The organism is Thalassococcus sp. (assembly GCF_982780845.1).
The window spans coordinates 88,011-113,477 of sequence record NZ_CEYADA010000003.1 but is presented as its reverse complement, the minus strand read 5'-3'; the positions used below and the strand labels follow the sequence as shown (position 1 = coordinate 113,477).

Here is a 25,467-nt window from a genome sequence, read left to right as displayed (position 1 = left end):
CTCAACTGAACGCGCGTCGCTTAAGTCGAAAGTTCCCGCGTCTCCCATCGCATCAGGAGCCGTATCCGCAAAGACTTCTGCTTCAGACGTGTCCTCGATATCAGCGGTGGTTTCCTGTTCGGTACTGACCTCCACATCGTCCGCAACGTCCAACAGAGCATCCAAATCGGGCTCATCGGGCATCAGGGCTTCAACGCCCTCAGCCTCCGCAGGAACAGTTTCCTCCGTGACTGTCGAAATGGCGTCATCCGACAAAGGAGCGCTGGCCAACTCATCAAGTGCAGGTTCCTCGGTCATGTCCCCTGCGGCGGAGCCTTCCTGAGGAAGTTCCGCCAGTGCCTCGGCATCTTCAGAGACCAATCCCTGTAGTTGCTCCAAAACGATGTCGTCACCATTATCTTCCGCGATGTCGCCGGTGGGCGTAGTGTCAGCGGTGTCCGTCGATGGCGGGACTTCGTTTTCTTCCGTCAGGGAGTTTTCATCAGGCACTTCGACAGAAGTGTCTTCGAGCATTGCGTCCATTTCGTCAGCGACCGCATCGCCAGCCGCGCCGGACTGGATCGAGGCGTCGCCCTCTACTGTGTTGTCTATTTCGAGGCTTTCTTCGGGTGTGTTCAGAGCATCCATTGTGGTCGCGAGGTCGTCGAAACCAGCCGCAGGTTCGGCAGGTTTATCAGCCGGGGCGTCACCCGACATGCTGCTCATCAACGCGGCAAGGTCGTCTCCACTGTCATCGTCTTCCGCACTTTCATCAGGTGCGTTCAGAGCGTCCATCGTGGCTGAGAGGTCATCGAGGCCAGCCGCAGGTTCGGCAGGTTTCTCAGCCGGGGCATCACCCGATATGCTGTCCATCAACGCCGCAAGGTCATCGCCACTGTCGTCACCTTCGGAACTCTCTTCAGGGGCGTTTAAAGCGTCCATAGTTGCTGCGAGGTCGTCAAGACCTGCCGCAGGTTCGGCAGGTTTCTCAGCCGGAGCATCACCCGACATGCTGTCCATCAACGCGGCTAGGTCATCTCCACTGTTATCGTCTTCGGCATTCTCTTCAGACGCGTTCAGGGCGTCCATAGTGGCCGCGAGGTCATCGAGACCTGCCGCAGGTTCGGCAGGTTCCTCGGCCGGGGCATCACCCGACATGCTGTCCATCAACGCGGCTAGGTCATCTCCACGGTCGTCGTCTTCTGCACTCTCTTCAGGCGCGTTCAGGGCGTCCATCGTGGCCGCGAGGTCGTCGAGACCTGCCGCAGGTTCGGCAGGTTTCTCAGCCGGGGCATCACCCGACATGCTGTCCATCAACGCGGCAAGGTCGTCTCCACTATCATCGTCTTCCGCACTCTCTTCAGGCGCATTCAGAGCGTCCATCGATGCTGCCAGATCGTCCAGACCTGCAGCGGCTTTGGCAGCTTCGGCCTCTGCGCGTTCTTGGGCTTCGATGCGGGCCAAGGCTTCTTCCGCGCTGATGATGGCGTTTGGATCCTTGGGCGCTTCGGCAGGTGCCGCTGCAGGTGCGGCTTCGGGTTCATCTTCCCCTCCCATCTGATCGAAAAGCGCCATCATGGCGTTGTCCTCCAAAGCCGTTGTCTTCGGTTGCGGCTTGGGTTTCGGAGGAGGCGGGGGCGGCGCGGGTTCCGGTTCGGGCGGGGTTTCCTCGATCACCACGGCTTCGATGATCTCTGGTTCTTTCACCAGCTTGCCCTTTTCCATCGCGGTAAGGCCGTCCCGTAGCGCGCGCAGACGGAGTTGCATCGCAAGCTGGCGTTTGCCGTCGTCGCGTTCGTCGTGCCAGACCTCGGCGCCCGCGTTGGCGATATCCACCAGACTGCTTTGTTTGTGCTTCTGGAAAATGCGCCGCAATTGACGGGGCAGAGCCGTTTTGCTGGGGGGCTTAATCTCTGGTTTTTCCTGCGTCATCGGAGCGCTCCGGTGTTTGTCTTTCTAAGTTGGCATCGGACTTGCAAATATCGGGCCAGATTGCGCTGCGGCGCTGACAGAAAAGCGATGCAAAGGAAGGTCCAAATGGTTGGTGTACGCGATCATCTGGCGACACATGCAAATGCCCTTATGCTGCGGGAAAAGCGGAACGCGGTTCTGGCGTCGAATATCGCCAACGCGGCGACGCCCGGTTTCAAGGCGCGTGATTTCGATTTTTCGCAGGCGATGAAGCAGGCGGTGGGAGAGGCCGAGTTGCGGACAACGCACGACCGGCACATTCCGACCAGCGCAGCCGCGGGCACTGGCTTGGGATATCGCCAGCCTTTGAACCCGTCGATGGATGGCAACACGGTCGAACTTGCCGTCGAGCAGACCGAGTTTTCGGAAAACTCGCTGCGCTATCAGACGAGCCTTCAGCTTCTGAACCGTAAGATCAGCGGTCTGACCCGCGCGATCAAAGGAGAGTAACAATGACAGTCAAAAACGTCTTTGACGTCGCGCAGCGGGCTATGACGTCACAGTTGACCCGCCTGAATACGGTCGCGTCGAACCTTGCCAACGCGAATTCGGTCAGCAGCACCGAAGAGGGGGCCTATCGGGCCATGCGCCCCGTGTTCAAAACGATCTACGCCGAGAACACCAAAGACTCGGGCCTGTCATCCGTCGGGGTCGAACGCATCGTTCAGCTCGATCGTGCGCCAGAGCGCCTTTACCAGCCCGAACACCCCGAAGCCGACGCCGACGGGTTCGTCTATCAGGCCGTCGTCAACACCGAAGAAGAGATGGTCGAGATGATGGAAGCGTCCCGCCAATATCAGAACACCGTCGAAGTTATTTCGACGATGCGGGCGCTGATGGCACGAACTGTGAATATGGGCCAGTGATAGGGAAGGAACGACATGACCTCTATTGATGGCATTTCATCTCAGATCTCGGGTTTGCGGACGCAGACATCGCTTCAGCCCGAGAACGTGACCGGTTCGCAGGAACTGGGGCAGCAGGATTTCCTGACGCTGATGACCACGCAAATGAAAAACCAGGATCCCTTCGCTCCGATGGAAAACGGCGAGTTTCTGGCGCAGATGGCGCAGTTCTCGACGGTGAATGGTTTGGACACAATTAACCAGACACTTGAGTCGATGTCCGCGCAGTTGGGCTCCAGCCGCGTCCTGAACGCGTCATCGATGATCGGTCGCCAGGTGTTGGTGCCGGGCACGCTTGCCCGCGCGGACAGTGCGGGCGCGATCAACGGCGTGGTCGATCTGGTCGGATCGGTGTCGTCGGTCTCTATTCGGTATACGGACGCGCAATCCGGCGTCTTGCTTCACCAGCAGGAAATGGGGCCGCAGCCTGCGGGGCGGCTTGATTTCAGCTGGTCTGATGTACCGGCCAACATCCGTGACGCCAACGGGGCGATCCGCGTGTCGGTCGATGTGGGTGGGAATGGTCAAAGCGCTGCGATCGCACCGATGGTGTACGCACGCGTGATCGGTGTCGAGGTGCCGCCAGAAGGCACCGATTTTACCCTCAACATCGAGGACTACGGTCTTCGCAACAGCCTAGAGATCAGCGCGTTGCGTTGACCTTTTGCCACCAGAGCTAAGAACATGAAGGTGCAAAAATGACGTTTATAACAGCTTTATCCGGCCTGAATGCCGCCCAGACCGATATTTCGACGACGTCGAACAACATCGCCAACGTGGGCACAGTAGGTTTCCACAGCAGTCGCGCCGAGTTCGCCGATTTCTATCCGAACTCTCCGTATTCCAACCCGCAAACGACAGTGGGCTCGGGTACTCAAGTGACCCGTGTGGCGCGCAGCTTCCAGCAAGGCACAGTGGGTGCGACTGGCAACCAGCTTGATCTGGCCATTCAGGGTGCTGGCATGTTCCAGATGCAGACCGAACCGACAGGCGGCGAAATCGCATACACACGGGCAGGGGCGTTCGGCCTGAATGAGAACGGCTATATCGTCAATGCGGAAGGCTACTACTTGAATGCCTATCCGGCCTCGGATGGCGGCGATGTCCTGTCGATGGTTGTCACGCAGCCGGTCAAAGTCGAGATGTTCGACGGCACGCCAAAAGCCACCGAGAATATCACGACAGCTGTCCAATTCCCGTCTGGTGAATCCATTTCCGGCACGCAAGCGGTTGTTCCTGCCGCGGATTTTGACAGCGCGAACCCCGAAACGTTTGCCTATAGCAACTCGATCAACATCTTTGATGCCGATGGCCAGCCGCAAAGTGCGAATATGTACTACATCCTGCGCGATCTGCCGGATGTGGACGATGAAACCACCACCTTTGAAGTGCGCCTGACAATTGATGGTCGCGATGGCACGGAAACCTTTGCAGGTGATGCTACAATAACCTTTGACGGTGACGGTTATCTGGTCGATGGCGCTGGGCAGATTTCGTTTGATGTCGCGGGACGTAGCATTGCCGTAGATTTACAGGACTCGCGCATCGAAGACGCCGAGTTTGCGGTGAAGTCTTTTTCCCAAGACGGCGAAACCCGCGAAGCGCTCAGCGGCCTACAGGTCGATGACGCAGGTCTGATTTGGGCGGCTTATGGTGGCCGTGAATCCAAGGCGATCGGTCGCGTGGCGCTTGCCAACTTCAACAACCTTGGCGGCTTGGAAAACCTCGGCAGTGCGACATACGGCGCGACCCGAAGCTCGGGCGCCGCGCAACTGGGTGTTCCGGCGGTCAACGGGTTCGGCTCGATCCGCTCGGGCGCACTGGAATACGCGAACGTCGATCTGACCAAGGAACTGGTGAACCTGATCACGGCTCAGCGGAATTTCCAAGCGTCGGCCAAAGCGCTGGAAACCAACCAGTCGCTGTCGCAGACGATCATGAACATGCGGACCTAAAGGACGCCGTAATCCATGGATAGAATGATCCATACTGCCCTGAATGCCTTGCGTGTCATGCGTGACACGCAGGTCAATCAGGCGCAGAACCTTGCCAACCAGAACGTGCCGGGATTCCGTCGTGATCTGACGGATAACACCAACACCAAGTTTCTGGATGTCATGAACGGTCTTCAGACTCGCGCCTTTCAGATGGAAGGGGAAGGCGGGGCTTTTGCTGAACAGGCTGGGTTCATGGACCGCACAGGCGAAGAGCTTGATGTGGCGATCGGTGATCAGGGGTACTTCTTTATCCAGCCGCAGAACGGCGAGGTGGCTTTGTCACGTCGTGGCGATTTGCGCCGCCAGCCAGATGGCACGCTGATCAACGGCGCAGGGGATACAATGCTGGACGCCGGGCTACAGCCCATTGTCGTTCCGCCGTATCAGTCGATCCGGATCACCGAACTGGGCGAAATCCACATAGAACCTCAGGGCGGCGCGCCGGGTGAAACCGTGGTTGCGGGCGTTCTGGGAACTGTTGTTCCAGATGCCGATGTGCAGCTTCGCAAAGGTCTGGACGGGGAAATCCGGCAGGTCGATGGTGGTGTTCCCAACCCCAACCAAGGGGCCGAGGTGATCCAGTTCACGCTTGAAGGCAGCAACGTCAATCCGGTCGAGGAATTGCTGACCTCAATCGAAATCCAGCGCAACTTCGAGATCGGCTTGCGCATGGTTATGTCCGCCAAAGAACTGGACGAAGGCAGTGCCACTTTGATGCGGCCGCCTGAATAAACTGCGCCACCTATCCCTTTGGATTAAAACCATTCATCCGTAAGGGTTAGGCGCATTGGCATATGCGTTGCAGAAATCGATGAAACGGAATTTTCCCAGGAGGGGATGCGATGTCATCGAACGCCATGCATGTTGCAAAGACCGGATTGAACGCCCAACAGGCGCGTATTCAGGTCATTTCCAACAACCTTGCAAACGTCAACACCACTGGCTTCAAACGCGACCGCGCGAACTTTGAATCCCTTCTTTATCAGGTGTGGCGTCCTGCTGGTTCCCAGACATCTGAGGCAACCGAACAGGCATCGCCCACCGCCGTGGGTACGGGCGTGCGCATGGTCAACACCGAAAAGCTTTATACCCAAGGGTCGCTGGCCAGCACCGGAAACGCGCTTGACGTGGCCATCGATGGAAAGGGCTTCTTTCAGGTGCTGATGCCGGATGGCCGGATCGGCTACACCCGCAATGGTGCGTTTTCGCAGAACTCCGAAGGCGTGCTGACCACCGCAAGCGGGTATGTCATCCAGCCTGAAATCCAGCTTCCTGCTGATGCCTTGTCTGTCACAGTTTCCGCAGACGGTATCGTCAGCGTCACCCAGCCCGGCGCGGTTGAACCGCAAGAGGTGGGGCAGCTGACGCTGGCAAACTTTGTGAACCCGCGTGGCTTGGATCCCATCGGGGAAACCTTTGTCGTCGAAACCAACGCAAGCGGCGCGCCCATCGTGGCCGCGCCTTTGGCGGATGGGGCCGGCAAGCTGGTTCAGGGCTTTCTGGAAACCTCCAACGTCAATGTCGTCCAGGAACTGGTCGACATGATCGAAGCGCAGCGCGCTTACGAAGTGAACTCCCGTGCGATTTCGGCCTCGGACGAAATGATGCGGTACCTCTCTAACAAACTATAAGGGTCGCTCTTGATGAAGTTCTTTAAGTTTACAGCGGCTCTCGCCGCACTGGCCGTCGCAGGCTGTTCGACACAGGTCGAAAATGCCCGTTCGGAAAACTTTGAACCGGTCTTTCCGGTCGAAGCCATCGAAACAGAATACAGCTTGCCGTCGGGTGGGATTTATTCGACCTCGGGTCAGGGCCTGTTTGCCACGGACCGCCGCGCCAAAGCGATTGGCGATCTGCTGACCGTACAGTTCACCGAAAGCTTTTCGGCCAAGAAAACTCAGAATGCGGGCACGTCGCGGACCGATAATTATAACCTCGCTCTGCCAGGCGCGATTTTCACCAACTTTGACGGCTCTGGCATGACGTCCAGCACGCAGCAGGCCTTTTCCGGCTCTGGCAGCGCGGCGCAGTCCAACTCTCTGACCGGTCGTTTGTCGGTGTCTGTCGTGCGCGTGCTGCCCGGTGGGAACCTTGAAATTCTGGGGCAGAAGAAATTGACCCTGAACAATGGCGACGAATACGTCCGCCTGAGCGGCATCGTCCGCCCTGCCGATATCAGCGCGCAGAACGTCGTGCTGTCTGACCGCATCGCCAACGCCCAGATCGAATACATCGGCGCGGGGCAGGTGGCTGATGCTGGCAAACAAGGCTGGCTGCGTCGTGGCCTGAATACCGTTTCCCCGTTCTGAGGTAAGCACATGATCCGTCACTTACTGCAAATTCTGGCATTGACCCTGATCATCATGCCCACCATCGCCAGCGGCGACCGCCTGAAAGATCTGGCATCCGTCGCCGGCGTGCGTTCAAACCCGCTGGTGGGCTATGGCATTGTCGTCGGTCTGTCGGGCAGCGGTGACGGAAACAACAATCTGACGCGGCAATCGATGCAGTCCATCGTGTCGCGTTTGGGGCTTGAGGTGTCTGCCAACGATCTGGACGCCAAGAACGCCGCTGCCGTGATGGTAACAGCCGAACTGCCGCCTTTCATCAAACCCGGTCAGACGATTGACGTAACCGTGTCCACCGTGGGCAAGGCCAAGTCTCTTCAGGGCGGTACGTTGCTGATGACCCCGCTGATGGGCGCAGATGGCGAGGTTTATGCCATTGCACAGGGCAACATGGTTGTCGGTGGTCTGGGTGTTGAAGGCGGTGACGGGTCATCCGTTGTTGTGAATATCCCGACAGTCGGGCGCATTCCGGGTGGTGGCACGGTTGAACGCCTTGTGCCAACGCCCTTTCTGGAAAGCGACTATTTCGTCCTGAACCTGCACCGGAATGATTTTTCGACGGCAGGCAACGTGGTGGATTCCATCAATGCGATTTTCGGCAGCGGTGTCGCCGCAGCATTGGACGGCACGTCGGTGCGCGTTCGTGCGCCCGCTGATCCGGCAGAACGGGTGGCCTTCATGGGCATTCTCGAAGGGATCGAGGTCGATCCGGCATCGCCACCCGCGCAGGTCATCGTCAACTCGCGCACCGGCACTGTGGTGATCGGTGGCGATGTCCGTGTCTCACCTGCCGCTGTCGCGCATGGGTCGCTGACGGTACGTGTGAATGAGGATTTCAACGTCGATCAGGCTGCCACTGTTGTGAACGGCGAAGACGGCGTTGTGGTCGCTGGGGGTGAGCCGGTTGTGACGCCCGATACGCAAATCGAAATCGAACAGGACCCCGCCCGCGCCTTTGTCTTTGATCCGGGCGTGTCGCTGTCATCGCTGGTGGATGCGATCAACGCGGTGGGCGCAAGCCCCGCCGATCTTGTCGCTATTCTGGATGCCTTGCGCCGTTCGGGCGCGCTTCGGGCCGAACTGATCGTGATCTGAGGGTATTATGGAGCTTCCTTCAAAACTTCCCGTCGCGCTGTCGCGAAACGATGGCATCGCCCTGAAAGGCAGCTCCAGCAGCGAAGCGCGCCTGCGCGCCGCCTCCGAAGGGTTCGAGGCATTGTTCTTGCAGCAGATGATGAAGGCAGGGCGATCAGCGTCCTTGGCCAAGGGCATCTTTGATGGAACGGGTATGGATACAACGCAATCCCTGTTGGACCGCGCCATGACAGAGACCGGCGCAAGCCAGTCCAAGCTTGGCATGGCCGAGGCGATCTACCGGCAGTTTTCCGGCCACGTCGGAAAAGAGCGGTAATCCGCGATGTCCGATCTGTTCAATATCGGCCAGTCCGGCATCGTTGCAGCCCGTACCGCGCTGACGGTCACGGGCGAAAACATCGCCAATGCCGATACCGAAGGGTATCGCCGCCGCGATGTGTCGCAACAAGAGATTGTCGGCGCTGGTGCATCACTCTTGTTCACCGATGCGGGGCCTCAGGGCGTTGAAATCACCGACATCCGGCGCGCTTTTGATTCACTTATCGCCGCACGCACCCGCATGGCCACAGCGTCCCATGCCGCGGCCGAGGCATTCCTGCCGCATCTGGAATTGGTCGAAGACACGATGATCCCGCGCAACGGCGGCAGTGTGACCGATCTTATGGCGGACTTCTTCGGCTCGCTTGCCAATATGTCCGGCTCGCCTGCGGACTCGGGCCTTCGCCGCGTCGTTCTGGAAACCGGTAGCACCCTTGCTGCGGGCATTTCTGAAATGACTTATGCGATTGAACGCATCCGCGACGGTGTTCAGGACGAAGCGCAGCGGCGCGTGGACGATGTGAACACACAATTGATTGCGCTGGGCGAGCTGCAAAAGGATATCACCTCGGTCACCGGAACCGCGCGTGCGGCCCTTCTGGACCGTCGTGATGTGTTGTTGAACCAACTGGCGTCGAACATGGACATCCATGTCGCGGTCGGTGCGCGCGACTCGATCCTTGTGTCTGCCGGAACAGTTCCCGGTGGTCCGGTTCTGATGAACAATTCCGAGGTCGGCTGGATCAGCCGCGATCCCACGGGTCGACTGACGATCTATGATCCGACCTTGCCGGATGATGACACGCCTCCTGTGAGGATGCCGTTCGACGGTGCCTTGAAGGGGCTGAATTCCGCCATCGGTGCGATTGACGAAACCATCGGCGATCTGAACCGCTGGGCGACGAAATTCGTGCGGCAGATGAATGAACTGCACCAACAGGGTCTTGACCTGAATGGCGACCGGGGCGGGCAGATATTTTCGCTGGACGGATGGGCCCCGACCTTATCGCCGCTGAACCGTGGCTCTGCCTTGGTTGGCGTGACGGTTACGGATCCCGAAGCAATGCCGGAAGGTCCGCTCGAGCTGGTTTACGACAGCAACACGTCGGTCTGGCTTCTGAACACGGATGAGGGCGAAACGCTGGCGTCGGGTAATCCGCGCCTTGGCGTGGAAGGTTTGGCAATCGCGGTCAGCGGCACTGTGGCCGACGGGGATCGCGTGACGTTGACGCGCACGAACGGCCATGCGCGCAACATGATGTTCCTTTTGGACGATGTGGCAAACATCGCCGCGGCGGGGGCGCTGACGGTTTCATCCAGTCCGGAGAACGCCGGAACGGCCCGCATGTCGGCCAGTGAATACACGCCGCCTGTCAGCCCGTTTCAGGACCTGTCATCAGTTCTGACCGGCGAAAGCACGCAGGCGGTCGAGTTTCTGTCACCTGGCGTTGTTGGCACCATTCCGGCAGAGGCCGGTTCGGCCTCGCTTCTGGCGTTGTCACGCGACGGCGTGCTGGAAGCCAGCCTACCGTCCGGTGCGAATGTATCCGAGATCACGCTAGACATTGATGGCGAGGCGCACAGCTTTTTGCTGCCCTCTGCAATGACGCCTGAAGAGGCCGCAGAAGCGCTGAGATCCGGTGCGGTTCTGTCAGGCGATGACCTGTCTTTTGCCGATCTGGGGCTGACCGCCTCGGGCACCGACGGACGCTTTGCTGTTGCGGTGCAGGAAGGGCGCAGCATGCCATCGGTTCAGGTTGTCACCGACGCGGGCAGCTTTGACGCGATCACGGTCGTTGATCCGGCCCCGGCCGCCGAATTGTCGGTGTTTACCCGCGAAGGCCGCCAGCTTTCAGGTCCACCATTGTCGCCGTCCGAGGCTGCAGCGCTTTTGACACCCGAAAACGGCTTTGTCGTCGGCGCGGTCTATCAGCGCGTCGCGTTGAACGAGGCTTCGGGCTATTCGACCCTGACGCAGGATCAGGCCAGCGGCGCAGGCGCGGCCACGCTGTGGCTGGGCGAGGGGCTTGAGATCGCAACCTGGTCCGGCTCTGACGCCGCACCTGCACGCGCGTCCGAAACCATCGGCTTTGCCAGCGGTGACAGCACCGACGATATCACGATCCCTGTAGGTGCCAGCGCAGCGCGTCAGGCAGAAATCCTTGCCGATGCGCTGCCATTGTCGGCCACAGCCTATACCGCAGCGCTTCTGGACGTGCCAGCAACCGGTCGGATCGTGTTCGATCTTTCCGGTGACAACACAAGCGCCAGCCGGATCGAGGTTAATCTGGATGCCGAAGGCCCATCTGGTCTGGCTGCGGCGATCAATTCCAAGTCGCCCATCACAGGTATTCGCGCCGAACGTGCCAGCGATGGCAGGTTTGTTCTGATCCATGATGGCGGCGCAAACATCACCCTGTCGGCGCTTAATGCGTCTGGCGGCACGCTGGGCATTACCCGCCTTGGGCAAGACGGCCAGACACTGGGTGCACAGGTTCTTTTGGGCGCAGGTCAGACAGCAGCGCGGATCACTGGAACCGTCCAGTTGTCCGGCGCGGATGATTTCGGCGTGTCCGAAGGTGGGCTGACGATCAATTCGATCCGCGATCCGTTTGTGAACGGGCGGCTCGACAGGACGATTACGGACGCGGGAAGCACACAAGTTCTGGGCTTCCATTTCGAAGCCGCGCTGGACGGCGCGGTGACCGACATCGACGCGATCAGCGCAGGCTCTGTCGGGTATCGGCTGAACATCGGTCTGCCGGACGGCACCAGCGCCGAGTTTGCCTATGATCCTTCGCTGGAAGGCGTGGACGCGACCACATTGGCCGCCGGTCTTGCTGCCGCCATGCGCGAAGAGGCCCCCGCCAGCAGCATTACAGGCAGCGCATTGGCCAGCCTTCCGCCGCAAGGCGCGCAGGTGAAATTCATGCTGGGGTCGCAAGGCTACGCAGTGCGCATGACCGCCGCTGGCCCCGAGGTGGTCGGCCCTGAACCGGATCGACTTAACGCCTATTTTAACGACGCGAACCAACTGGTCGTGGAAACTGTGGGCGGGCATCTGGATGGCGCGCCTCTGCGTATTCCGCCTGACGCCGCCGATGCTGCGCGTTTTGGCTTGGGCGTTGATGAGCTGCCGCAAACTCGACTGAGCGGCCAACCCTTTGATGCCGCCGATCTGCCCGCCAGCTTTGTCGTGAATGCGGCAGGGACGGACTATACCTTTACCGCATCAGCGGGCGGCATTAGCGCGCCAGCGGATTTCCCGGGTAGCACCGAGTATGACGATGTGACGGGCGCATTTTCGATCACTGTCGATGCGCGTTTGGGTGACGTCAGGGTTCTTCCCGGCCAAGGGGCGCAGGCCGCAGGGTTTAAAACGATCGGTGCAGAGCTTGCTGTGGCGGGGGATCAACTGGCGATCAGCACGTCTGATGGCCGCGTGCTGGATTTGACGGCCCAAACAGTCGGCAGTGCCACACGGATCGATCTGGACAACCTTCCGGGCGAAGACCTGTTGGTCGTCATGACCGGCGAAGGCGCCTTGCGCCTGTCCGGTGAGATCGGCGCGCCACCGGAAAAGCCGCGCACTGCGGTTCGTGAACTGCGCGTTCTGGATGCCGAGCAGGGGCTGGTCGGACTGTTCGATCAGGAAACGGGCGCATCCATTGCCACACGCACATTGGATGCAGGCGGGACCGCGACGCTTGGTGGCTACGCGATCACGTTGGAAAGCGGCTATGCCACAGGCGACACCTTTGTGATCTCGCCAAACGGGGCAGGCAGCGGCGATGCGCGGACCACCGAATTGATGGCCGATCTTCAGAACCCCGCTGGATCGGACGGACGCGGCGGCTTTACAGCGCTTTATGCAGAAATGCTGGGCGCAGTTGGCAGTGCGGTGCGGGCAGGCGAAGACCGTCGCGATTCAACCGAGGCCGTCAAGGACAGCGCGCTGAAGGCAGAAGCCGAAGCCAGCGCCGTCGATCTGGACGAAGAGGCCGCCAAGCTGATGCGCCACCAGCAGTCCTATCAGGCCAGCGCCCAGATCATCTCGGTCGCGCGGCAAATGTTCCAAACCCTTCTGAACTCGTTGTGAGGCTGACATGACCATTGGCACAGCACTCTTTCACATTCTGAACACGCAGGCGTTTTCACGCATCGATCGCGATATTTCGGAGCTTCAGGATCAAGTGTCCTCGGGCAAAAACGATCCTCGGTTCTCAGCCGATCTGGAACGGGGGCAGCGCCTGTCGGTGGCCAACGAACAGAAGGTCATGATCGACCGCTTCAAACGGAACGGCGAACGGGCACAGGCGCGTATCGCCGCCGCCGACAGCACCTTCGACAGCATGACCCAGATCATGCAGCGCTTTAACGAATTGGCCATTCAGGGCGGCAACGCCACCGTCAGTCCGAGCGACCGTCAGGCCATGTCTCTTGAGGCCGAGCGCCTGCGTGAATCGCTGTACCAGTTGGCAAATACGCGCGACGAAAGCGGCCGCCCGCTGTTCGGTGGCTATCTGACAGAAGGAAACGCCTTTATCGACGGGCCGAACGGCATCGAATATCGCGGTGACGGCGGCCAGATCCAGATGCGCCTGTCCGAGAATGCGGTTGTTCAAACCAACCTGACCGGAGAAGAGGTTTTCCTGTCGGTCGAAGATCAGAACGGCCAGAAGCGGAACGTCTTTGATATGATAGACGATCTGATCCGCACCTTTGCCAGCGACGGCGCACATATCACCTCGGAAAAGACGCGACCGGACAGCATGACCGTGCAGTTCGATTTTCAGCGTCAGGCTGAACAGTGGTCTTTTGACATCACGGGCACCAATGGCACAGCGCATATTCAGGTAGATGCCAGCGCCGATAACCCAGAAGCGATCCGCGATGCGATCAATGCGGTGCAGGCAGAAACCGGTGTGACAGCGACGTTGTCGGATGACCGGTTGTCTGTTGTCATCAAGACCGCAGGCGATGTCAGTATCGCCAACGTGGCGACTGTTCCTGATCGGAACGGTGTGCTGGCGTCGGTTCCAAATGATGATGGCACTTATGCCAAACTGGTCTCCAAGGGGCGCACAGCCACGGACCAGATCACCGCAATGTCGCGTGCCGCCGAACATATGTCCAACCGTAGGACGGAAATCGGCGCCATGGGTGCGGCGATTGAGCGGTATCAGGACGTGCTGTTGAACCGCGAACAGATCCTTGATGCAGCGATCTCGGGGCTTGAAGATCTGGACTTGGCCAAGGCCATTACGAACCTTCAGAAACTGTTGGTCAACCGCGATGCCGCGCATCAAACTTTCGTCAAGATCGGCCAGAAAACGCTGTTCGATTTCATTCGCTAGGAAGTTGGCCCAAGGATTGCAATCAGCGCTTCATGACTGGTTTGCACGTATCCCCACGCATGGTGATCGCAGCGTTTGCTGCGATCTTTTTGGTGACAGCCGAAGCCTTGGCATCGGTGCCGGACTGCGAGGCACTGGCCGAACAGGCCGCCGCGGCGCGCGGCGTGCCGTCCAAGCTTTTGCCGGCGATCGCCCGTACCGAAAGCGGGCGGGGGCAGGGCAAACTGGGGCACCGTGCATGGCCATGGACGTTGAACGTCGCGGGCAAGGGCTATTACTTCGACACACGCGAACAGGCGCTGGATAAGCTGCGTCAGGTCATCGACAGCGGCCAGCGCAACGTCGATGTCGGGTGCATGCAGGTCAATTACCGCTGGCACGGGAAGGAATTCGGCTCGATCGAGGAAATGATGGATCCGGTCGCCAACACCCGCTATGCGGCGCTGTTCATGTCACGACTGCGCGAACGTACAGGCAGCTGGAACAAAGCCACGCAGTTCTATCATTCGCAGGACCCGAAGCGCGGCGCGTATTATCTGGGCAAGGTCCAGAAGATCATGAAAAAGGTCGATCCCGGTTCATTCCGCTCGGAAGTGGAAATTGCCGGCGGCGAAGAAAACGGCACGATCACGGACAGCACGACAACCTCGTCATGGCAGGTGGCCTCGGCCGAACCCGCCACCGTGACGCCACAGGGATCAGCGATCAGAAAAACCGTCCAACGCCAGCGGACCGATCAAAGGTTCGCACGCAGAGGGCCACTGGTCATGGTGGAAAGCCCGTTGTTGGGGATGGCGCATCAGATGGTTGGCGAAGGCTCTGTGCCAGACATGAGCGGTAAAAAATCGAATCTCTCGGCGATAGACGTGCCTTTGTCGCCGGAACTTGCATTGCAGATGGACAGAATTAAGCGGATCAGGAGCGGATTTCAGAACGGACATTGATGAAAACATCAGATATTTTCGAAGAAATAGTTCCTTCGTTTGTGAAGAAAACTTTCGATACCCAACAAAATCCATAGAGGCGCTAACACAGCCATAGCGTCGTTCGTTGTAGTGTCAGAATGCTCTAACCTCGTCTGTATACACAGTGGAGGTTTGTAACATGACGACTCATTGGACGCCCGGATCGCAAGACACTCAGACAATGTCTGATCCCCGCATGGATAGCATGATCGTCGGACAAACCCCAGTTGTGGTTTCAATGAAAAACGTCATCTCTCTGGTCGCGCCCAGCGATGCGGCTGTGATGGTTCAGGGCCCGACGGGTGCCGGTAAGGAACTGGTCGCTCAGGCGCTGCATATGCTGTCTGGTCGCAAAGGTCCGCTGGTCGCCGTTAACTGTGCTGCAATCCCTGCCGATCTTCTGGAATCCGAACTGTTCGGCCATGAAAAGGGGGCGTTCACTGGCGCAACCGAACGCCGCATCGGCCGCGTCGAACAGGCAGACGGTGGCACGCTGTTCCTTGATGAAATCGGCGAGATGCCATTGGCGCTTCAGGCAAAACTGCTGCGCCTTCTTGAGACACAGAAAATCCAGCGTATTGGCGGGCGTTCCGAAATCGACGTGAACTTCCGTTTGGTCACAGCCACGCACCGCCGGATCACCGACGAAGTCGCCGAGGGCCGTTTCCGCGAAGACCTGTTCTTCCGCATCAATGTTTTCCCTGTCACCGTTCCATCGCTTGCTGAACGGGCGGCAGACATTCCGCTGATCCTGACGGCCATGGACATGCGCATGAAAGCACAGCGCCCTGGCACGAAGACACCGATTTTCTCCTCCTGTGCGATGCGCGCGCTGCTGGATCACAGCTGGCCGGGCAACGTTCGTGAACTGCGCAACGTCTTTGAACGCGCTGCCGTCCTGTTCTCGGGGCAGACCGTGACAGCCGAGCATGTGCGCGCCGTCCTGCTGACACCGGACATGAACGGCAGCACCGATGGTGGAGCGGGTGCCATTGTGGATCAACCGGCCGTGACCGATCTTCGCGAAGCGATCGAGGCAGAGGGGTCGATCAACATGCGTCGTTACCTGCTGGAGATCGAAGCGGGCCTGATCGAAATGGCGCTTGAACTGAACGATGGCTGCGTCGCACATGCGGCCCGCGCCCTGCGCATCAAGCGCACGACACTGATCGAGAAGATGAAGAAACTGTCGATCAACCGTCTGGCTGCGTGATCAGCGCCGGGACTTACCCGGCGCGATCCTGACCCTTCGGGTCAGTTGTTATCCGAATTCCACGCATCTATCAGATTGGTGAGGTATTCGCCTGTGCTGTTCAGCTGCGTGACAATCGTTTCCATATATGTGAACTGCTCAAGATAGCGATCGACCAGCGTTTCCATCCGCTCGTCCAGCGCCTCTAGTGCTTCGTTCTCTTCGCTGACGGTCATGTTCAGGCTGTTTTCGCGATCACTGATGGACCCACCCAACTGAAGATAGCCATCAATCGTGTCGCGGATGCTGGACACGGGGCTTTTTGCGAATGTCAGGTCAAACGAATGTACGTCCTGCGGCACTGTAAAGGTCGCGCCTTTCAACGGGCCGGTGAGGGCGAAATAGGTTTTTGAACCGTCTTCGTTTGTCAGGCCGAATACATCGTTGCCATTCAGTGTCGCGTCACCCGTATCGGGGTCGCGCGCGAACGTATATCGACCCGGCGTGCCGTCTGACGCAGGCAATCCGTCAATTGACACGCCGGGCTCCGTGCTTCGAAGGCCATCTTGCAGCACGGATTCAAACAGGCTTGGATTGTTCTTCATGACACTGTCGAATTTTGCGGAATCCAGCGAAAGGGACCCGTCACGCTCGGTGCGCACGCCGAAATCGGACAGATAAAGCGTCGCGCCGTCCGGTCCGCTAAAGCTTTTGGCCAGCATGTTGGACACGTCGCGTTTGATCGCTTCTGCAACCGGATCGCCCGCCAGTTCGCCGGATTCACTGCCGCCAAATCCACGCGCTGTCAGGTCTTTCAACAGTTTCGTGCTGGCGTTGATGTCGGCCAGCAGGGATTCCATGATATCGCGCGCCAGATCGGGATCCGTGTTGGCCGCGACCGTCACAGGGCCAGTGGTTTCCGCCTCGAGTGTCAGCGTCATGCCTGCGATCAGATCGTTGATTTCGTTGCTGCTTCGGCTGACGTTGATGCCGTCCACCGTCAGCTGCGCGTCACTGCTGTTGCGGATCATGGCCGTCGCCGGATCTGTCGCAATATCAAAGGCTTGAAGCGATGCGTCTGACGCAGGATCAACTGTGAACCGCAAGGCGTTTGCCGCGCCTGTTTCCGACACAACGCCAAGCGAAAAGTTCCCGTCACCGACGTTCACCACCCGCGCTGTCACGCCGTCCAGCGCGTTCAGGGATGTGGCCAGATCGGCCAAGGTGGTGGTTTCCGTGACAGTGATTGTCTGCGCCGTGCGCGCACCATTGGCGGTGAAGCTTTGCGGCTCGCCCGCCCATTCACCAAAATCGATGGTCAGTGTGCCCGCACCGACAAGGGCATCTTCGCCAGTGAAACCCGCAAACTCTAGAACCTGCGACTGGGCCAGAGAGCTGACCGTGATCTCGGACGAGATGTTCACAGCGCGTGTCGCGTCGGTCATGGCAACGGACACAGCAGAGGACGACGACTGGGCATTGATGGTGCCCATCGTGCGGGCGATGCTCATGCTTTCCTGAAGGATTTCAAGTTGGCCGCGCATGCGTTCATAGCCCGTCAGGGACAGCTCAGCCGCATCGATACGGTCCGACACAAGCATCTTGCGCGGTTCGATTTCTGCCGACGCCAGATCATTCGACAACTGGGTGATGTCGATGCCTGTGCCGTTTGTGTTCAGCTTACTTAGGATTTCCATGTGCGCTACACTTCCTCAGCCCAACCAACGGTGGTTTTCAAAAACTGTTAGGGGCAGGGCGTGATCAGTAGTTGATTTCAATTTCGATCCTGCGGTTTTTCTCGCGGCCTTCGGGGGATGTGTTGTCGGCAACGGGCATCGTTTCACCGCGGCTGATCGCCTGCAGGCGGCTCGGGTCGATCAGACCGCTGTCCGAGAATTCGCGCAGAACCGAAGACGCGCGTCCGGCGGCCAGCCCCCAGTTGTCACGGAATTCGGATCCTGCTGAGACAGGCACGTCATCTGTATGTCCGGTGATGACGATGTCGCTGGCTTCACCCATCGATGCAAAGGCAAGGCGGGCCATGATATCGCGGGCCTCATCAGTCAGATCAGCTTTGCCCGAGCGGAAGGCACCACCAGCACCGACAGTGATTTTCACCTTGTTTTCTTCCTGTTCGACGGTGACCAGACCTTGGGACACCTCTTCGCGCAGGGCGACGCGCAGTTCAGCCTCGGCAATCGCGGCTTTACGCTCGGATTCGCCATCTGCCGGCGTTCCTGTGCCTTCGCTTTCGCCGCCAGTTGATCCGCTATCCTGTCCGGTCATCTGCGCCAGCTGGGGGAGCGCATCGGCCAGACCTTCCAATTGCACATCCGAGGTCGAGGCCCCGCTGGCTTTGGCCTGTTCAATCGCCTGCGCCGCATCCTGAATTTGTTCGGCCAGTTCTGTCGGGCTTTGGGTGTCGCCTTCAAAAGACATCACCACTTTGCCATCTTCGGTTTTGACCTGTACCTGTCCCGAGGCCAAGGCATCGGCAATCGCATCCGCCAGCGCCTGATCCGCGCCGTCGCCTTGGGCGCCGTTGCCTTCGTCTGGCGAATTCGATGTTTTCTGTTCGATTTCCTTGCGGTCGAATTCGGTCGTGTCCTGCGTGATTTCTTTGGTCACCGACGGCTCGGGCGAGGGGCTGAAGGTCAGTTCCAACAGCGTCGTGCCCTTGGGCTGTTCGACCACGGGCACTTCGCGCTGGACACCGAACGCGTTTTTCAGCGAACCGGCGACCATCTTGAACTTGGGTTGGTTAAATTCCGCAAAGGACAGAATAAGAACGAAGAACGCCATAAGTAGCGTCGCCATGTCCGCGAATGTCGCCATCCATGCCGGGGCACCCACCGGTGGGCACTTCGGGCATTCTTCGTCGTCGGCCTCTTCGACAGGGATCGGTAGGGGGATCGGCTTTTTGGACATGTCTTATCCTCAGGCAGCCAGAAGTTTGGCTTTTTCCTTGGGTGGCAGGTTGGCGACCATTTGGTCCTGAACGTTGCGGCTGGATTCACCCTTGGCGATGTTGCGCAGACCTTCGATAACCATCTCGCGATAGGTGACTTCGGCGGCTGTGTAGCCTTCCATCTTGGTCAGCATCGGGCCGAAGATCACGTTGGCAAGAAAAGCACCGTACAGCGTGGTCAAAAGGGCAACCGCCATCGCAGGGCCAATCGCCTTAGGGTCAGCCATGTTCCCAAGCATCGCCACCAGGCCGATCAGCGTTCCGATCATGCCCATCGCGGGGGCGATATCGATCCAGGCCTTTACGACGGTCTGAAATCCTTCGTGGCGGATTTTCATCGACTTGATTTCAAGGTTCATCTGCTTGACCAGCTTCGGCTCGTCCGCGCCGTCGACCAGCATTTGCAGTCCTTCCTGAAAGAACTTGTCAGGGACGTCTTGTCCTTCCAATGCCATCAGGCCGTTCTTGCGGGCCACGTCGGACAGTTCGACCATCTTTTCGATCAGGTCGGACTGTTTTTGTGCCTTGGGCATAAAGGCCTTGGCCATCGCGCCAAAGCTGCCAAGGAAGATATTCATGGGTGCCATATACATAACCCCAAAGAACGTGCCGCCGAACACGATCAGGATAGACGGAACGTCGATGTACGGGCCCAAGCCACCGGAACTGATCATCGCGCCGGCGATCATGCCGATGGCGCCGATAAATCCGATAAGAGAGGCGATATCCATGCGCGGACTCCACAGGTTTTATAGTCGAAAATGGAGTGCAAGAAGCGTACCAGACCTGATTTGGCCCGTTCGGGTGGGTAAAATGTGAAACTATATTATCAATTAAAATCAATTATTTGACGCCTATTTTGGCGGCGCGGCTATCAGAGCTTCTAAACAAATTTGAGCAATTCCGTTGCATGATCCAAGCGCTAGGCAGCGCAGCAGGATTAACCCAGGAGCAAGACCAATGACTGCTATCAATACAAATATTGGGGCCATCAACGCGCAGGCCAATATGATGCGCGTCAACGAAGACATGAACACGACCATGCAGCGTCTGTCGTCTGGTAAGCGCATCAATGCAGCGAAGGACGACGCGGCCGGTATGGCGATCGCGGAAAAGATGACCTCGCAGATCAAAGGTCTGAACCAAGCGGTTCGCAACGCGACAGACGGCAAGAACCTGCTGGACACCACAGAAGGCGCGCAGGTGGAGGTTTCCTCCATGCTTCAGCGTCTGCGTGAACTTGCTGTTCAGTCTTCGAACGACACGAACACAGCGTCTGACCGCGGTAACATCGCATCGGAAGGTCAGCAGCTGATCACAGAAATCAACCGTGTTGCGACAGACACCACCTTCAACGGTATGAAGATCCTTGACGGTTCCTTCAACGCCAAGCAGTTCCAGATCGGTGCGGATACAGGCCAGTCGATCGAAGTGAACGTTGACTCGGTTCACTCGACCGAAATCGGCGCGCACAACCTGTCCACACAGGTAAAGATCAACACATCCGCCACAGACAACGGTATCGCAGCTGAAACAATCTCGATCACTGGTCATACAGGTTCGGAAAGCGTGTCTGCTGTTGCAAACATGTCGGCACGCGAGCTGGCTGCAGCGGTAAACAACGTTTCGGCTTCGACAGGTGTGGAAGCTTCCGCTGAAACAAACGTGAAACTGTCCGGTTTGACTGGTACAGGCAACATCTCGATGGATGTGAACGGTGTCAGCATCGGTGAAGTCGCGATCACAGACGCGACAGACCTGCGTGGCCTGCGCGATGCGATCAACAACAAAGCTGGCACAACCGGTGTGACCGCCAAAATGGGCGACAACAACGGCGAGATCGTTCTGACATCCAAGCTGGGCGACGACATCAGCATCTCGAACTACGAAGATAAGGCGTCGACAGACTCCAACATGACAATGACCGCGCTGAACAAAGACGGCACGGCAGACGGTGGTACGCCAGCCACTCTGGCCGGTGACGGCACAGCGGGTGACGCGACAGTGGTCGGTCAGGTTGAATTCTCGTCCATGAAAGCCTTCTCGGTTGGTGGTCAGAACGCGGCTGCAGACACAGACTTCCTGGATGCAGACTCGAACACATCCACACTGTCCAAGGTCTCTGACATTGATCTGACAACTGCCGATGGCGCGTCCAACGCGATCAAGGTCATCGACGTTGCTCTGCAGAAGATCAACCAGACACGTGCTGACTTGGGTGCGGTTTCCAACCGTCTCGACAGTACGATCTCGAACCTGACAAACATCACCGTCAACGTCGAAGCGGCTCGTTCCGGAGTTATGGACGCAGATTTCGCAAAAGAATCGTCTAACATGGCACGTGGCAAGATTCTCTCTCAGGCAGCTACCGCAATGCTTGCACAGGCGAACTCTTCGCAGCAGAACGTACTGTCTCTGCTCCGCGGCTGACGGTTTTTTGACACCAAAAATAAGGCCCGGCGCGCAATCGTCGGGCTTTTCCTTTTTTATCAGGTATTTAACTTGGCATGATTTTTGACTCGGATTCCATGTTAGCGGTGTCAAATCCCGAGTCTGTCAAAAACTAAAATATCCGCGCAATTCTCGTAGGGGCAACGGAGGCCAGTACGATGAATTTCCAAGTATCCCAGCAAATCCGCCAAAGTCAGTCTTTGGTTATGACACCCCAGCTTCAGCAGGCAATCTGCCTTTTGCAGCTTGGAAATCTGGATCTGCGCGCGTTTATCGAGAACGAAGCAGAAGAAAATCCCTTTGTCGATGTGCGTGTATCGAAGGGCGAACAGGACTACGGTCGTTCGCTGGCTTTGCCCTCGCAATCCAAAGGCGGCTCCGCATCTGATGACTTTGATTACATCGGCTCTCGGGCGGCTGATAACTTGCCGTCTTTGTACGGGCATGTATCGTCCCAGTTCGATCTGATGTTCACCGATCCCCGTGACCGTATGGTGGCGGAAGTGTTCCTTGAAGCGTTGGAACCCAACGGTTGGCTGGGCGAAGAAATGGAGCTGATCGCAGAACGCGCGGGCCTGTCCATCGAAGACGCCGAAGAGATGTTGCACCTGGTCCAGCGCGTTGAACCCGCAGGTCTTTTTGCCCGTACGCTTTCCGAATGTCTGTCTATTCAGGTCGAAGAAAAAGGCCTGATGACCCCGCTGTTCCGGTCTCTTCTTGATAATCTTCCGATGCTCGCCGCTGCCGACCTGAATGGTCTCTGCCGTGTGTGCGGCTGCACTATGGATGAGCTGAAGCCGGTTCTGAAAGAGCTGCGCAGCCTGAACCCGAAGCCGGGCACAGATTTTATCTACGGCGATGTCACTCACCGCGAACCTGACCTGATTGTCAGCCGTGGCGCAGAAGGCTGGCAGGTTGACCTGAACCGTTCCACGCTGCCCGCCGTTGTTGTGGACGAAGACAAAGCGCAGAAGGTCATGCATGACCGCACTGCCAGCACTTATATTGGCGAACGTCTGTCGGTCGCCCGCTGGCTGCGCCGCGCGGTGGAACACCGCAACCAGACCACTTTGATGGTGGGTGCTGAAATCGTGCGCCGCCAGACTGCGTTCCTGAACGATGGCCCCGCACATATCGTGCCGATGACGCTGAAAGATGTGGCCGATGCGATCGGCGTTCATGAAAGCACCGTCAGCCGTGTGACAACTGGTATCCTGATCGTCACTCCGCAGGGTACATTCGGTCTGAAAAGCTTCTTCAGCACGGCCTTGGCGTCGGATACGGAAAATGCGGCATCGTCGGCGGCTGTACGTCATCGCATCCAGAAGCTGGTCAAAGACGAAGATCCGATGAACCCGCTGAGTGACGATGCGATTGCCAAGATGATCAGCGACGAAGGCACCCATCTGGCCCGTCGCACTGTCGCGAAGTACCGCGATATGTTGAAGATCCCGTCATCCTTCCAGCGCAAGCGCGCTGCAAAACTGGCGCAAGCCTAACCTCCCTCAGACCTTCCTGTCGACTGGCCCCGCGCTTTGGCGTGGGGCATATTTGTATTCCAGTTCGGGTTCGAGGATTTTGATCGCCACGTGAAGTGACTCTTCGCTGGTCGCGGCAAGAATAGCGATGGGCACGCTGCCATTGGCCAAACGGTCCATGCGGAACAATCCGGTGCCCGCCTGCCAGAAATACAGAGACAACATGATCGCGACCAGAACGCTGACCAAGGTTCCGGCGGGCATGGCGATGATCATCAACGCAAACCAGACACCCAATGATCCCCACAACCGCATCGCGGCCAGCCAGAGAGGCGGCATGATAAGCGCAAAGATCGGGCGGCTAAGGCGTTGGAATTCATAGCGGCCTTCGGCGTCGCTGAAGACTTCCCAGTTGTCCATGACCTCGGGGTACAGGCGCTGGTATTCGCCGCTGATCTTGAATTCGGGGCCCGCTTTCCATTTGCCCAGTGCAGCACTGTCGGCAAGCACGACAAAGCGCCGGCCCTTGCGTTGAAACGTCAGCGCGACAGTGCGCCCTTGGGTGCCGATCCGTTGCAACAGAGTGGCAACCTGACCGTCGAACGGGACGCCATTCACACTTTCCAGCGCGTCGCCTTCACGCAGCCCTAGGGCGCGCCCTTTGGGCCAGACAGCGACCAGAACCAGTGTTCCGAATTCGGCGTTTTCCTGGGTGTCTTCCATCGCGATCAGGGATAGCTGAACGGGTTGCTGGGGGCTTTGGCGGTGGGGCGCGGTCTGGGTTTTGGCTTGGGTTTCGGTTTCGATGCAGTGCTGCTCGCGGTCGACGTTTGCGGTCTTCCGCTGCCGGTTGTCGTGGTGTCCCGGGCGTTTTTCTTTTGCGGTGTGGGGGCCAAGCCATCAGCCAGCATGCGTGTCAGAGCGAGTTGCAGATCAGAGTTGCCTGCGATGATTGCGGCCTGCGTTTCTTCGTGGCCTTTTTCGACGGCATCCAGAATGGTCGCAGCCATTTGCGATTGCATCGGGTTTTCCTGTTCGGCATCCATTTCGGCGGCGGCCATTTCGGCTGCGGCTGCGGCCTCTTGCTGGATCGACAGGATAAGTTCGTGAACGCCCGTCACGCTGGTTTGCACGTCTTCAAAACCGGTCGTCTGACGCGTCTGCATATCGGCCAGAACGGCCGTCATTTCACCGATCGCCGACAGTTGGCCATCCAGTCGTTCAACGGACTGAGTGAACAGGGTTAATGCCTCGATCTGGGTTGCGGCGGTGGTGCGCATTTCGTTGATCGTGCGGAAGTAAATCAATCCGGCCAGCCCCATGCTTCCGACAGCGCCGATCAGGGTGCCGATCAGAACGGGCTTCATTTTCCCACCGAAGGAATTGATTTTCTCGGCCGCGACAAGCGTATCTGCCTTCAGGCGCGTGATTTCAGCGGCTGTGTCATTCGCCGCCTCTGCGGCTTCGACCGCAAGACGGATGCTTTCCTGCAGTTCGTCGTTCTGGGACATGTGTGAGCGGCTCCTTCGTCGGCACAAAATCCAGTGCGAAAAGGGGGATGCATCATTCGTGCCAGACAAGATTCAAATCAAAACCGATTGCACCTAAATCGTTCGGCTTTTCCGCCGTTTGCATAACCTAGATAGATGCTCATTTCCTAACCATCAGCAGGCCAGCATAATGACACGAATGACAGACGTTCCCTCGACAGCGCCACGTTTCACGCCGTCGATGATCCAATCCGTTGCAACCGATGCAAAGCCCTTTGCCATTCTGACCTTGGGTGTCGAACGGTACGAGATCGCGGATGTCATGATTGATGAAGAAGAGCGTCTCGCCTTCCGCCCCGAGGGCGAGGACACGTGGACGGCTCTGGATCGCACCATCGAAGACGGTTGGAACCGTGTCGGTGCCGATATCGTGGCCTCGAAACCCACCGCGCTGAAATCGTTCCTGCAGACACATGCGGTACGCCTGTCCGGCAACGGCGTAGAAGACGAGCTTGAGTTCGACACGCTGGGGACAGTCTGGAACGTCAGCCTAGGCAGCAGTGGTCTGGCCGCTGTCGCCTTTGATGATCGTGCCGTTGTGCCGGTTCGGTACAAAGACGAGCTTCCGGATGATACGCGCGACAAGGCGATTGCGATCCTGGTCAAGGCGATCCCCGATCTGCGCGAACATTTCGATGAAGATATCGATTTGTGGGCCTACCGGATCGCGTCAGGGGTTTCCATTCTCCCCGTCATGTAAGTGGCTTCTGACTTTGTCCACCAATCTGGCGATCTGAAACCGGAACGCCCCGGCAAAACAGGCCAGGGCGCAAATCCCCAACAACAGCCTGATGAGCACGTCAGACGTACTGGCCGCACCTGACATCAGCCAAAGTCCAACAAGAGCAAAGGCGAAGGACGAAATCACTTCGCCCGTGCTGCGGCCTGTTCTG

General features: G+C 58.4%; 22 protein-coding genes. 16 read left to right on the top strand and 6 right to left on the bottom strand.

Annotation, left to right across the window (positions count from 1 at the left end; translation table 11 throughout):
- A partial coding sequence (locus AC4FIA_RS04635) for a midas domain-containing protein (protein WP_490364900.1) occupies positions 1 to 1,911 on the bottom strand: 1,911 nt, incomplete at its 3' end.
- A gap of 105 nt (positions 1,912 to 2,016) precedes the next feature.
- On the opposite strand from AC4FIA_RS04635, the gene flgB reads away from it, so the two are divergent.
- From flgB to AC4FIA_RS04570, 13 genes are all read left to right on the top strand, one after another.
- The gene (gene flgB, locus AC4FIA_RS04630) at positions 2,017 to 2,400 is read left to right on the top strand and encodes a flagellar basal body rod protein FlgB (RefSeq protein ID WP_103908531.1); all 384 of its coding nucleotides are present in this window, start codon (positions 2,017 to 2,019) and stop codon (positions 2,398 to 2,400) included.
- A 2-nt stretch (positions 2,401 to 2,402) separates the two neighbouring features.
- A complete protein-coding gene (gene flgC / locus AC4FIA_RS04625; RefSeq protein WP_490364899.1) occupies positions 2,403 to 2,816 on the top strand; it encodes a flagellar basal body rod protein FlgC in 414 nt (137 codons plus the stop codon).
- 15 nt (positions 2,817 to 2,831) lie between these two features.
- A complete protein-coding gene (locus AC4FIA_RS04620) occupies positions 2,832 to 3,515 on the top strand; it encodes a flagellar hook assembly protein FlgD (protein ID WP_103908529.1) in 684 nt (227 codons plus the stop codon).
- 38 nt (positions 3,516 to 3,553) lie between these two features.
- Positions 3,554 to 4,810 (top strand): flagellar hook protein FlgE, encoded by a 1,257-nt coding sequence (locus AC4FIA_RS04615; protein ID WP_103908528.1) that lies wholly within the window; start codon positions 3,554 to 3,556, stop codon positions 4,808 to 4,810.
- 15 nt (positions 4,811 to 4,825) lie between these two features.
- Positions 4,826 to 5,584: a flagellar basal body rod C-terminal domain-containing protein gene (locus AC4FIA_RS04610; RefSeq protein WP_287476112.1), complete on the top strand. Its 759-nt coding sequence runs from the start codon at positions 4,826 to 4,828 to the stop codon at positions 5,582 to 5,584.
- Between the two features lie 110 nt (positions 5,585 to 5,694).
- Positions 5,695 to 6,483, top strand: coding sequence for a flagellar basal-body rod protein FlgG (gene flgG, locus AC4FIA_RS04605; RefSeq protein ID WP_103908526.1), 789 nt, complete (start codon positions 5,695 to 5,697; stop codon positions 6,481 to 6,483).
- Between the two features lie 9 nt (positions 6,484 to 6,492).
- Positions 6,493 to 7,161: a flagellar basal body L-ring protein FlgH gene (locus AC4FIA_RS04600; protein ID WP_407702999.1), complete on the top strand. Its 669-nt coding sequence runs from the start codon at positions 6,493 to 6,495 to the stop codon at positions 7,159 to 7,161.
- Between the two features lie 54 nt (positions 7,162 to 7,215).
- Positions 7,216 to 8,295 carry a flagellar basal body P-ring protein FlgI gene (locus tag AC4FIA_RS04595; protein WP_234994675.1) on the top strand — a complete coding sequence of 360 codons (1,080 nt, stop codon included), beginning with the start codon at positions 7,216 to 7,218 and terminating at the stop codon, positions 8,293 to 8,295.
- Positions 8,296 to 8,302: 7 nt separating this feature from the next.
- Positions 8,303 to 8,611 carry a rod-binding protein gene (locus AC4FIA_RS04590; protein ID WP_490364898.1) on the top strand — a complete coding sequence of 103 codons (309 nt, stop codon included), beginning with the start codon at positions 8,303 to 8,305 and terminating at the stop codon, positions 8,609 to 8,611.
- Positions 8,612 to 8,617: 6 nt separating this feature from the next.
- Entirely contained in the window at positions 8,618 to 12,712 is a 4,095-nt protein-coding gene (locus AC4FIA_RS04585; protein ID WP_490364897.1) for a flagellar hook-associated protein FlgK, read from the top strand.
- 7 nt (positions 12,713 to 12,719) lie between these two features.
- Positions 12,720 to 13,970, top strand: a complete 1,251-nt coding sequence (gene flgL, locus AC4FIA_RS04580) for a flagellar hook-associated protein FlgL (protein WP_490364896.1) — start codon at positions 12,720 to 12,722, stop codon at positions 13,968 to 13,970.
- Between the two features lie 32 nt (positions 13,971 to 14,002).
- The gene (locus AC4FIA_RS04575; protein WP_490364895.1) at positions 14,003 to 14,914 is read left to right on the top strand and encodes a transglycosylase SLT domain-containing protein; all 912 of its coding nucleotides are present in this window, start codon (positions 14,003 to 14,005) and stop codon (positions 14,912 to 14,914) included.
- Between the two features lie 160 nt (positions 14,915 to 15,074).
- On the top strand, positions 15,075 to 16,148 hold the full coding sequence (locus AC4FIA_RS04570; protein ID WP_490364894.1) for a sigma-54 interaction domain-containing protein: 1,074 nt from the start codon (positions 15,075 to 15,077) through the stop codon (positions 16,146 to 16,148).
- A gap of 41 nt (positions 16,149 to 16,189) precedes the next feature.
- Here the strand turns inward: AC4FIA_RS04570 and fliD are convergent, their stop codons facing one another.
- The 3 genes from fliD to AC4FIA_RS04555 all read right to left on the bottom strand — a co-directional run bounded on the left by fliD (position 16,190) and on the right by AC4FIA_RS04555 (position 19,826).
- Positions 16,190 to 17,824, bottom strand: coding sequence for a flagellar filament capping protein FliD (gene fliD, locus AC4FIA_RS04565; RefSeq protein WP_490364893.1), 1,635 nt, complete (start codon positions 17,822 to 17,824; stop codon positions 16,190 to 16,192).
- 64 nt (positions 17,825 to 17,888) lie between these two features.
- Entirely contained in the window at positions 17,889 to 19,055 is a 1,167-nt protein-coding gene (locus AC4FIA_RS04560; protein ID WP_490364892.1) for a flagellar motor protein MotB, read from the bottom strand.
- 9 nt (positions 19,056 to 19,064) lie between these two features.
- Entirely contained in the window at positions 19,065 to 19,826 is a 762-nt protein-coding gene (locus AC4FIA_RS04555) for a motility protein A (protein ID WP_103908516.1), read from the bottom strand.
- A gap of 229 nt (positions 19,827 to 20,055) precedes the next feature.
- On the opposite strand from AC4FIA_RS04555, the gene AC4FIA_RS04550 reads away from it, so the two are divergent.
- Both AC4FIA_RS04550 and rpoN read left to right on the top strand, forming a co-directional pair.
- The gene (locus AC4FIA_RS04550) at positions 20,056 to 21,525 is read left to right on the top strand and encodes a flagellin N-terminal helical domain-containing protein (protein WP_490364891.1); all 1,470 of its coding nucleotides are present in this window, start codon (positions 20,056 to 20,058) and stop codon (positions 21,523 to 21,525) included.
- 179 nt (positions 21,526 to 21,704) lie between these two features.
- On the top strand, positions 21,705 to 23,045 hold the full coding sequence (gene rpoN / locus AC4FIA_RS04545; RefSeq protein WP_490364890.1) for an RNA polymerase factor sigma-54: 1,341 nt from the start codon (positions 21,705 to 21,707) through the stop codon (positions 23,043 to 23,045).
- A gap of 6 nt (positions 23,046 to 23,051) precedes the next feature.
- On the opposite strand, the gene AC4FIA_RS04540 is transcribed toward rpoN, so the two are convergent.
- Positions 23,052 to 23,747 carry a hypothetical protein gene (locus AC4FIA_RS04540; RefSeq protein ID WP_490364889.1) on the bottom strand — a complete coding sequence of 232 codons (696 nt, stop codon included), beginning with the start codon at positions 23,745 to 23,747 and terminating at the stop codon, positions 23,052 to 23,054.
- A 5-nt stretch (positions 23,748 to 23,752) separates the two neighbouring features.
- On the bottom strand, positions 23,753 to 24,535 hold the full coding sequence (locus AC4FIA_RS04535; RefSeq protein WP_490364888.1) for a hypothetical protein: 783 nt from the start codon (positions 24,533 to 24,535) through the stop codon (positions 23,753 to 23,755).
- Between the two features lie 169 nt (positions 24,536 to 24,704).
- Between AC4FIA_RS04535 and AC4FIA_RS04530 the strand changes: the two genes are divergently transcribed.
- Positions 24,705 to 25,274 carry a hypothetical protein gene (locus AC4FIA_RS04530; RefSeq protein WP_490364887.1) on the top strand — a complete coding sequence of 190 codons (570 nt, stop codon included), beginning with the start codon at positions 24,705 to 24,707 and terminating at the stop codon, positions 25,272 to 25,274.
- The last annotated feature ends 193 nt before the right edge of the window (positions 25,275 to 25,467 follow it).

Coding starts and splice junctions, on each gene's coding strand:
- AC4FIA_RS04540 (WP_490364889.1), bottom strand. CDS start 23,747: ATGGAAGACACCCAGGAAAACGCCGAATTCGGAACACTGGTTCTGGTC.
- AC4FIA_RS04615 (WP_103908528.1), top strand. CDS start 3,554: ATGACGTTTATAACAGCTTTATCCGGCCTGAATGCCGCCCAGACCGAT.
- AC4FIA_RS04560 (WP_490364892.1), bottom strand. CDS start 19,055: ATGTCCAAAAAGCCGATCCCCCTACCGATCCCTGTCGAAGAGGCCGAC.
- AC4FIA_RS04575 (WP_490364895.1), top strand. CDS start 14,003: ATGACTGGTTTGCACGTATCCCCACGCATGGTGATCGCAGCGTTTGCT.
- AC4FIA_RS04590 (WP_490364898.1), top strand. CDS start 8,303: ATGGAGCTTCCTTCAAAACTTCCCGTCGCGCTGTCGCGAAACGATGGC.
- AC4FIA_RS04535 (WP_490364888.1), bottom strand. CDS start 24,535: ATGTCCCAGAACGACGAACTGCAGGAAAGCATCCGTCTTGCGGTCGAA.
- fliD (WP_490364893.1), bottom strand. CDS start 17,824: ATGGAAATCCTAAGTAAGCTGAACACAAACGGCACAGGCATCGACATC.
- AC4FIA_RS04570 (WP_490364894.1), top strand. CDS start 15,075: ATGACGACTCATTGGACGCCCGGATCGCAAGACACTCAGACAATGTCT.
- AC4FIA_RS04595 (WP_234994675.1), top strand. CDS start 7,216: ATGCCCACCATCGCCAGCGGCGACCGCCTGAAAGATCTGGCATCCGTC.
- AC4FIA_RS04610 (WP_287476112.1), top strand. CDS start 4,826: ATGGATAGAATGATCCATACTGCCCTGAATGCCTTGCGTGTCATGCGT.
- AC4FIA_RS04620 (WP_103908529.1), top strand. CDS start 2,832: ATGACCTCTATTGATGGCATTTCATCTCAGATCTCGGGTTTGCGGACG.
- flgL (WP_490364896.1), top strand. CDS start 12,720: ATGACCATTGGCACAGCACTCTTTCACATTCTGAACACGCAGGCGTTT.
- flgC (WP_490364899.1), top strand. CDS start 2,403: ATGACAGTCAAAAACGTCTTTGACGTCGCGCAGCGGGCTATGACGTCA.
- AC4FIA_RS04585 (WP_490364897.1), top strand. CDS start 8,618: ATGTCCGATCTGTTCAATATCGGCCAGTCCGGCATCGTTGCAGCCCGT.
- AC4FIA_RS04555 (WP_103908516.1), bottom strand. CDS start 19,826: ATGGATATCGCCTCTCTTATCGGATTTATCGGCGCCATCGGCATGATC.
- flgG (WP_103908526.1), top strand. CDS start 5,695: ATGTCATCGAACGCCATGCATGTTGCAAAGACCGGATTGAACGCCCAA.
- AC4FIA_RS04530 (WP_490364887.1), top strand. CDS start 24,705: ATGACACGAATGACAGACGTTCCCTCGACAGCGCCACGTTTCACGCCG.
- flgB (WP_103908531.1), top strand. CDS start 2,017: ATGGTTGGTGTACGCGATCATCTGGCGACACATGCAAATGCCCTTATG.
- AC4FIA_RS04550 (WP_490364891.1), top strand. CDS start 20,056: ATGACTGCTATCAATACAAATATTGGGGCCATCAACGCGCAGGCCAAT.
- rpoN (WP_490364890.1), top strand. CDS start 21,705: ATGAATTTCCAAGTATCCCAGCAAATCCGCCAAAGTCAGTCTTTGGTT.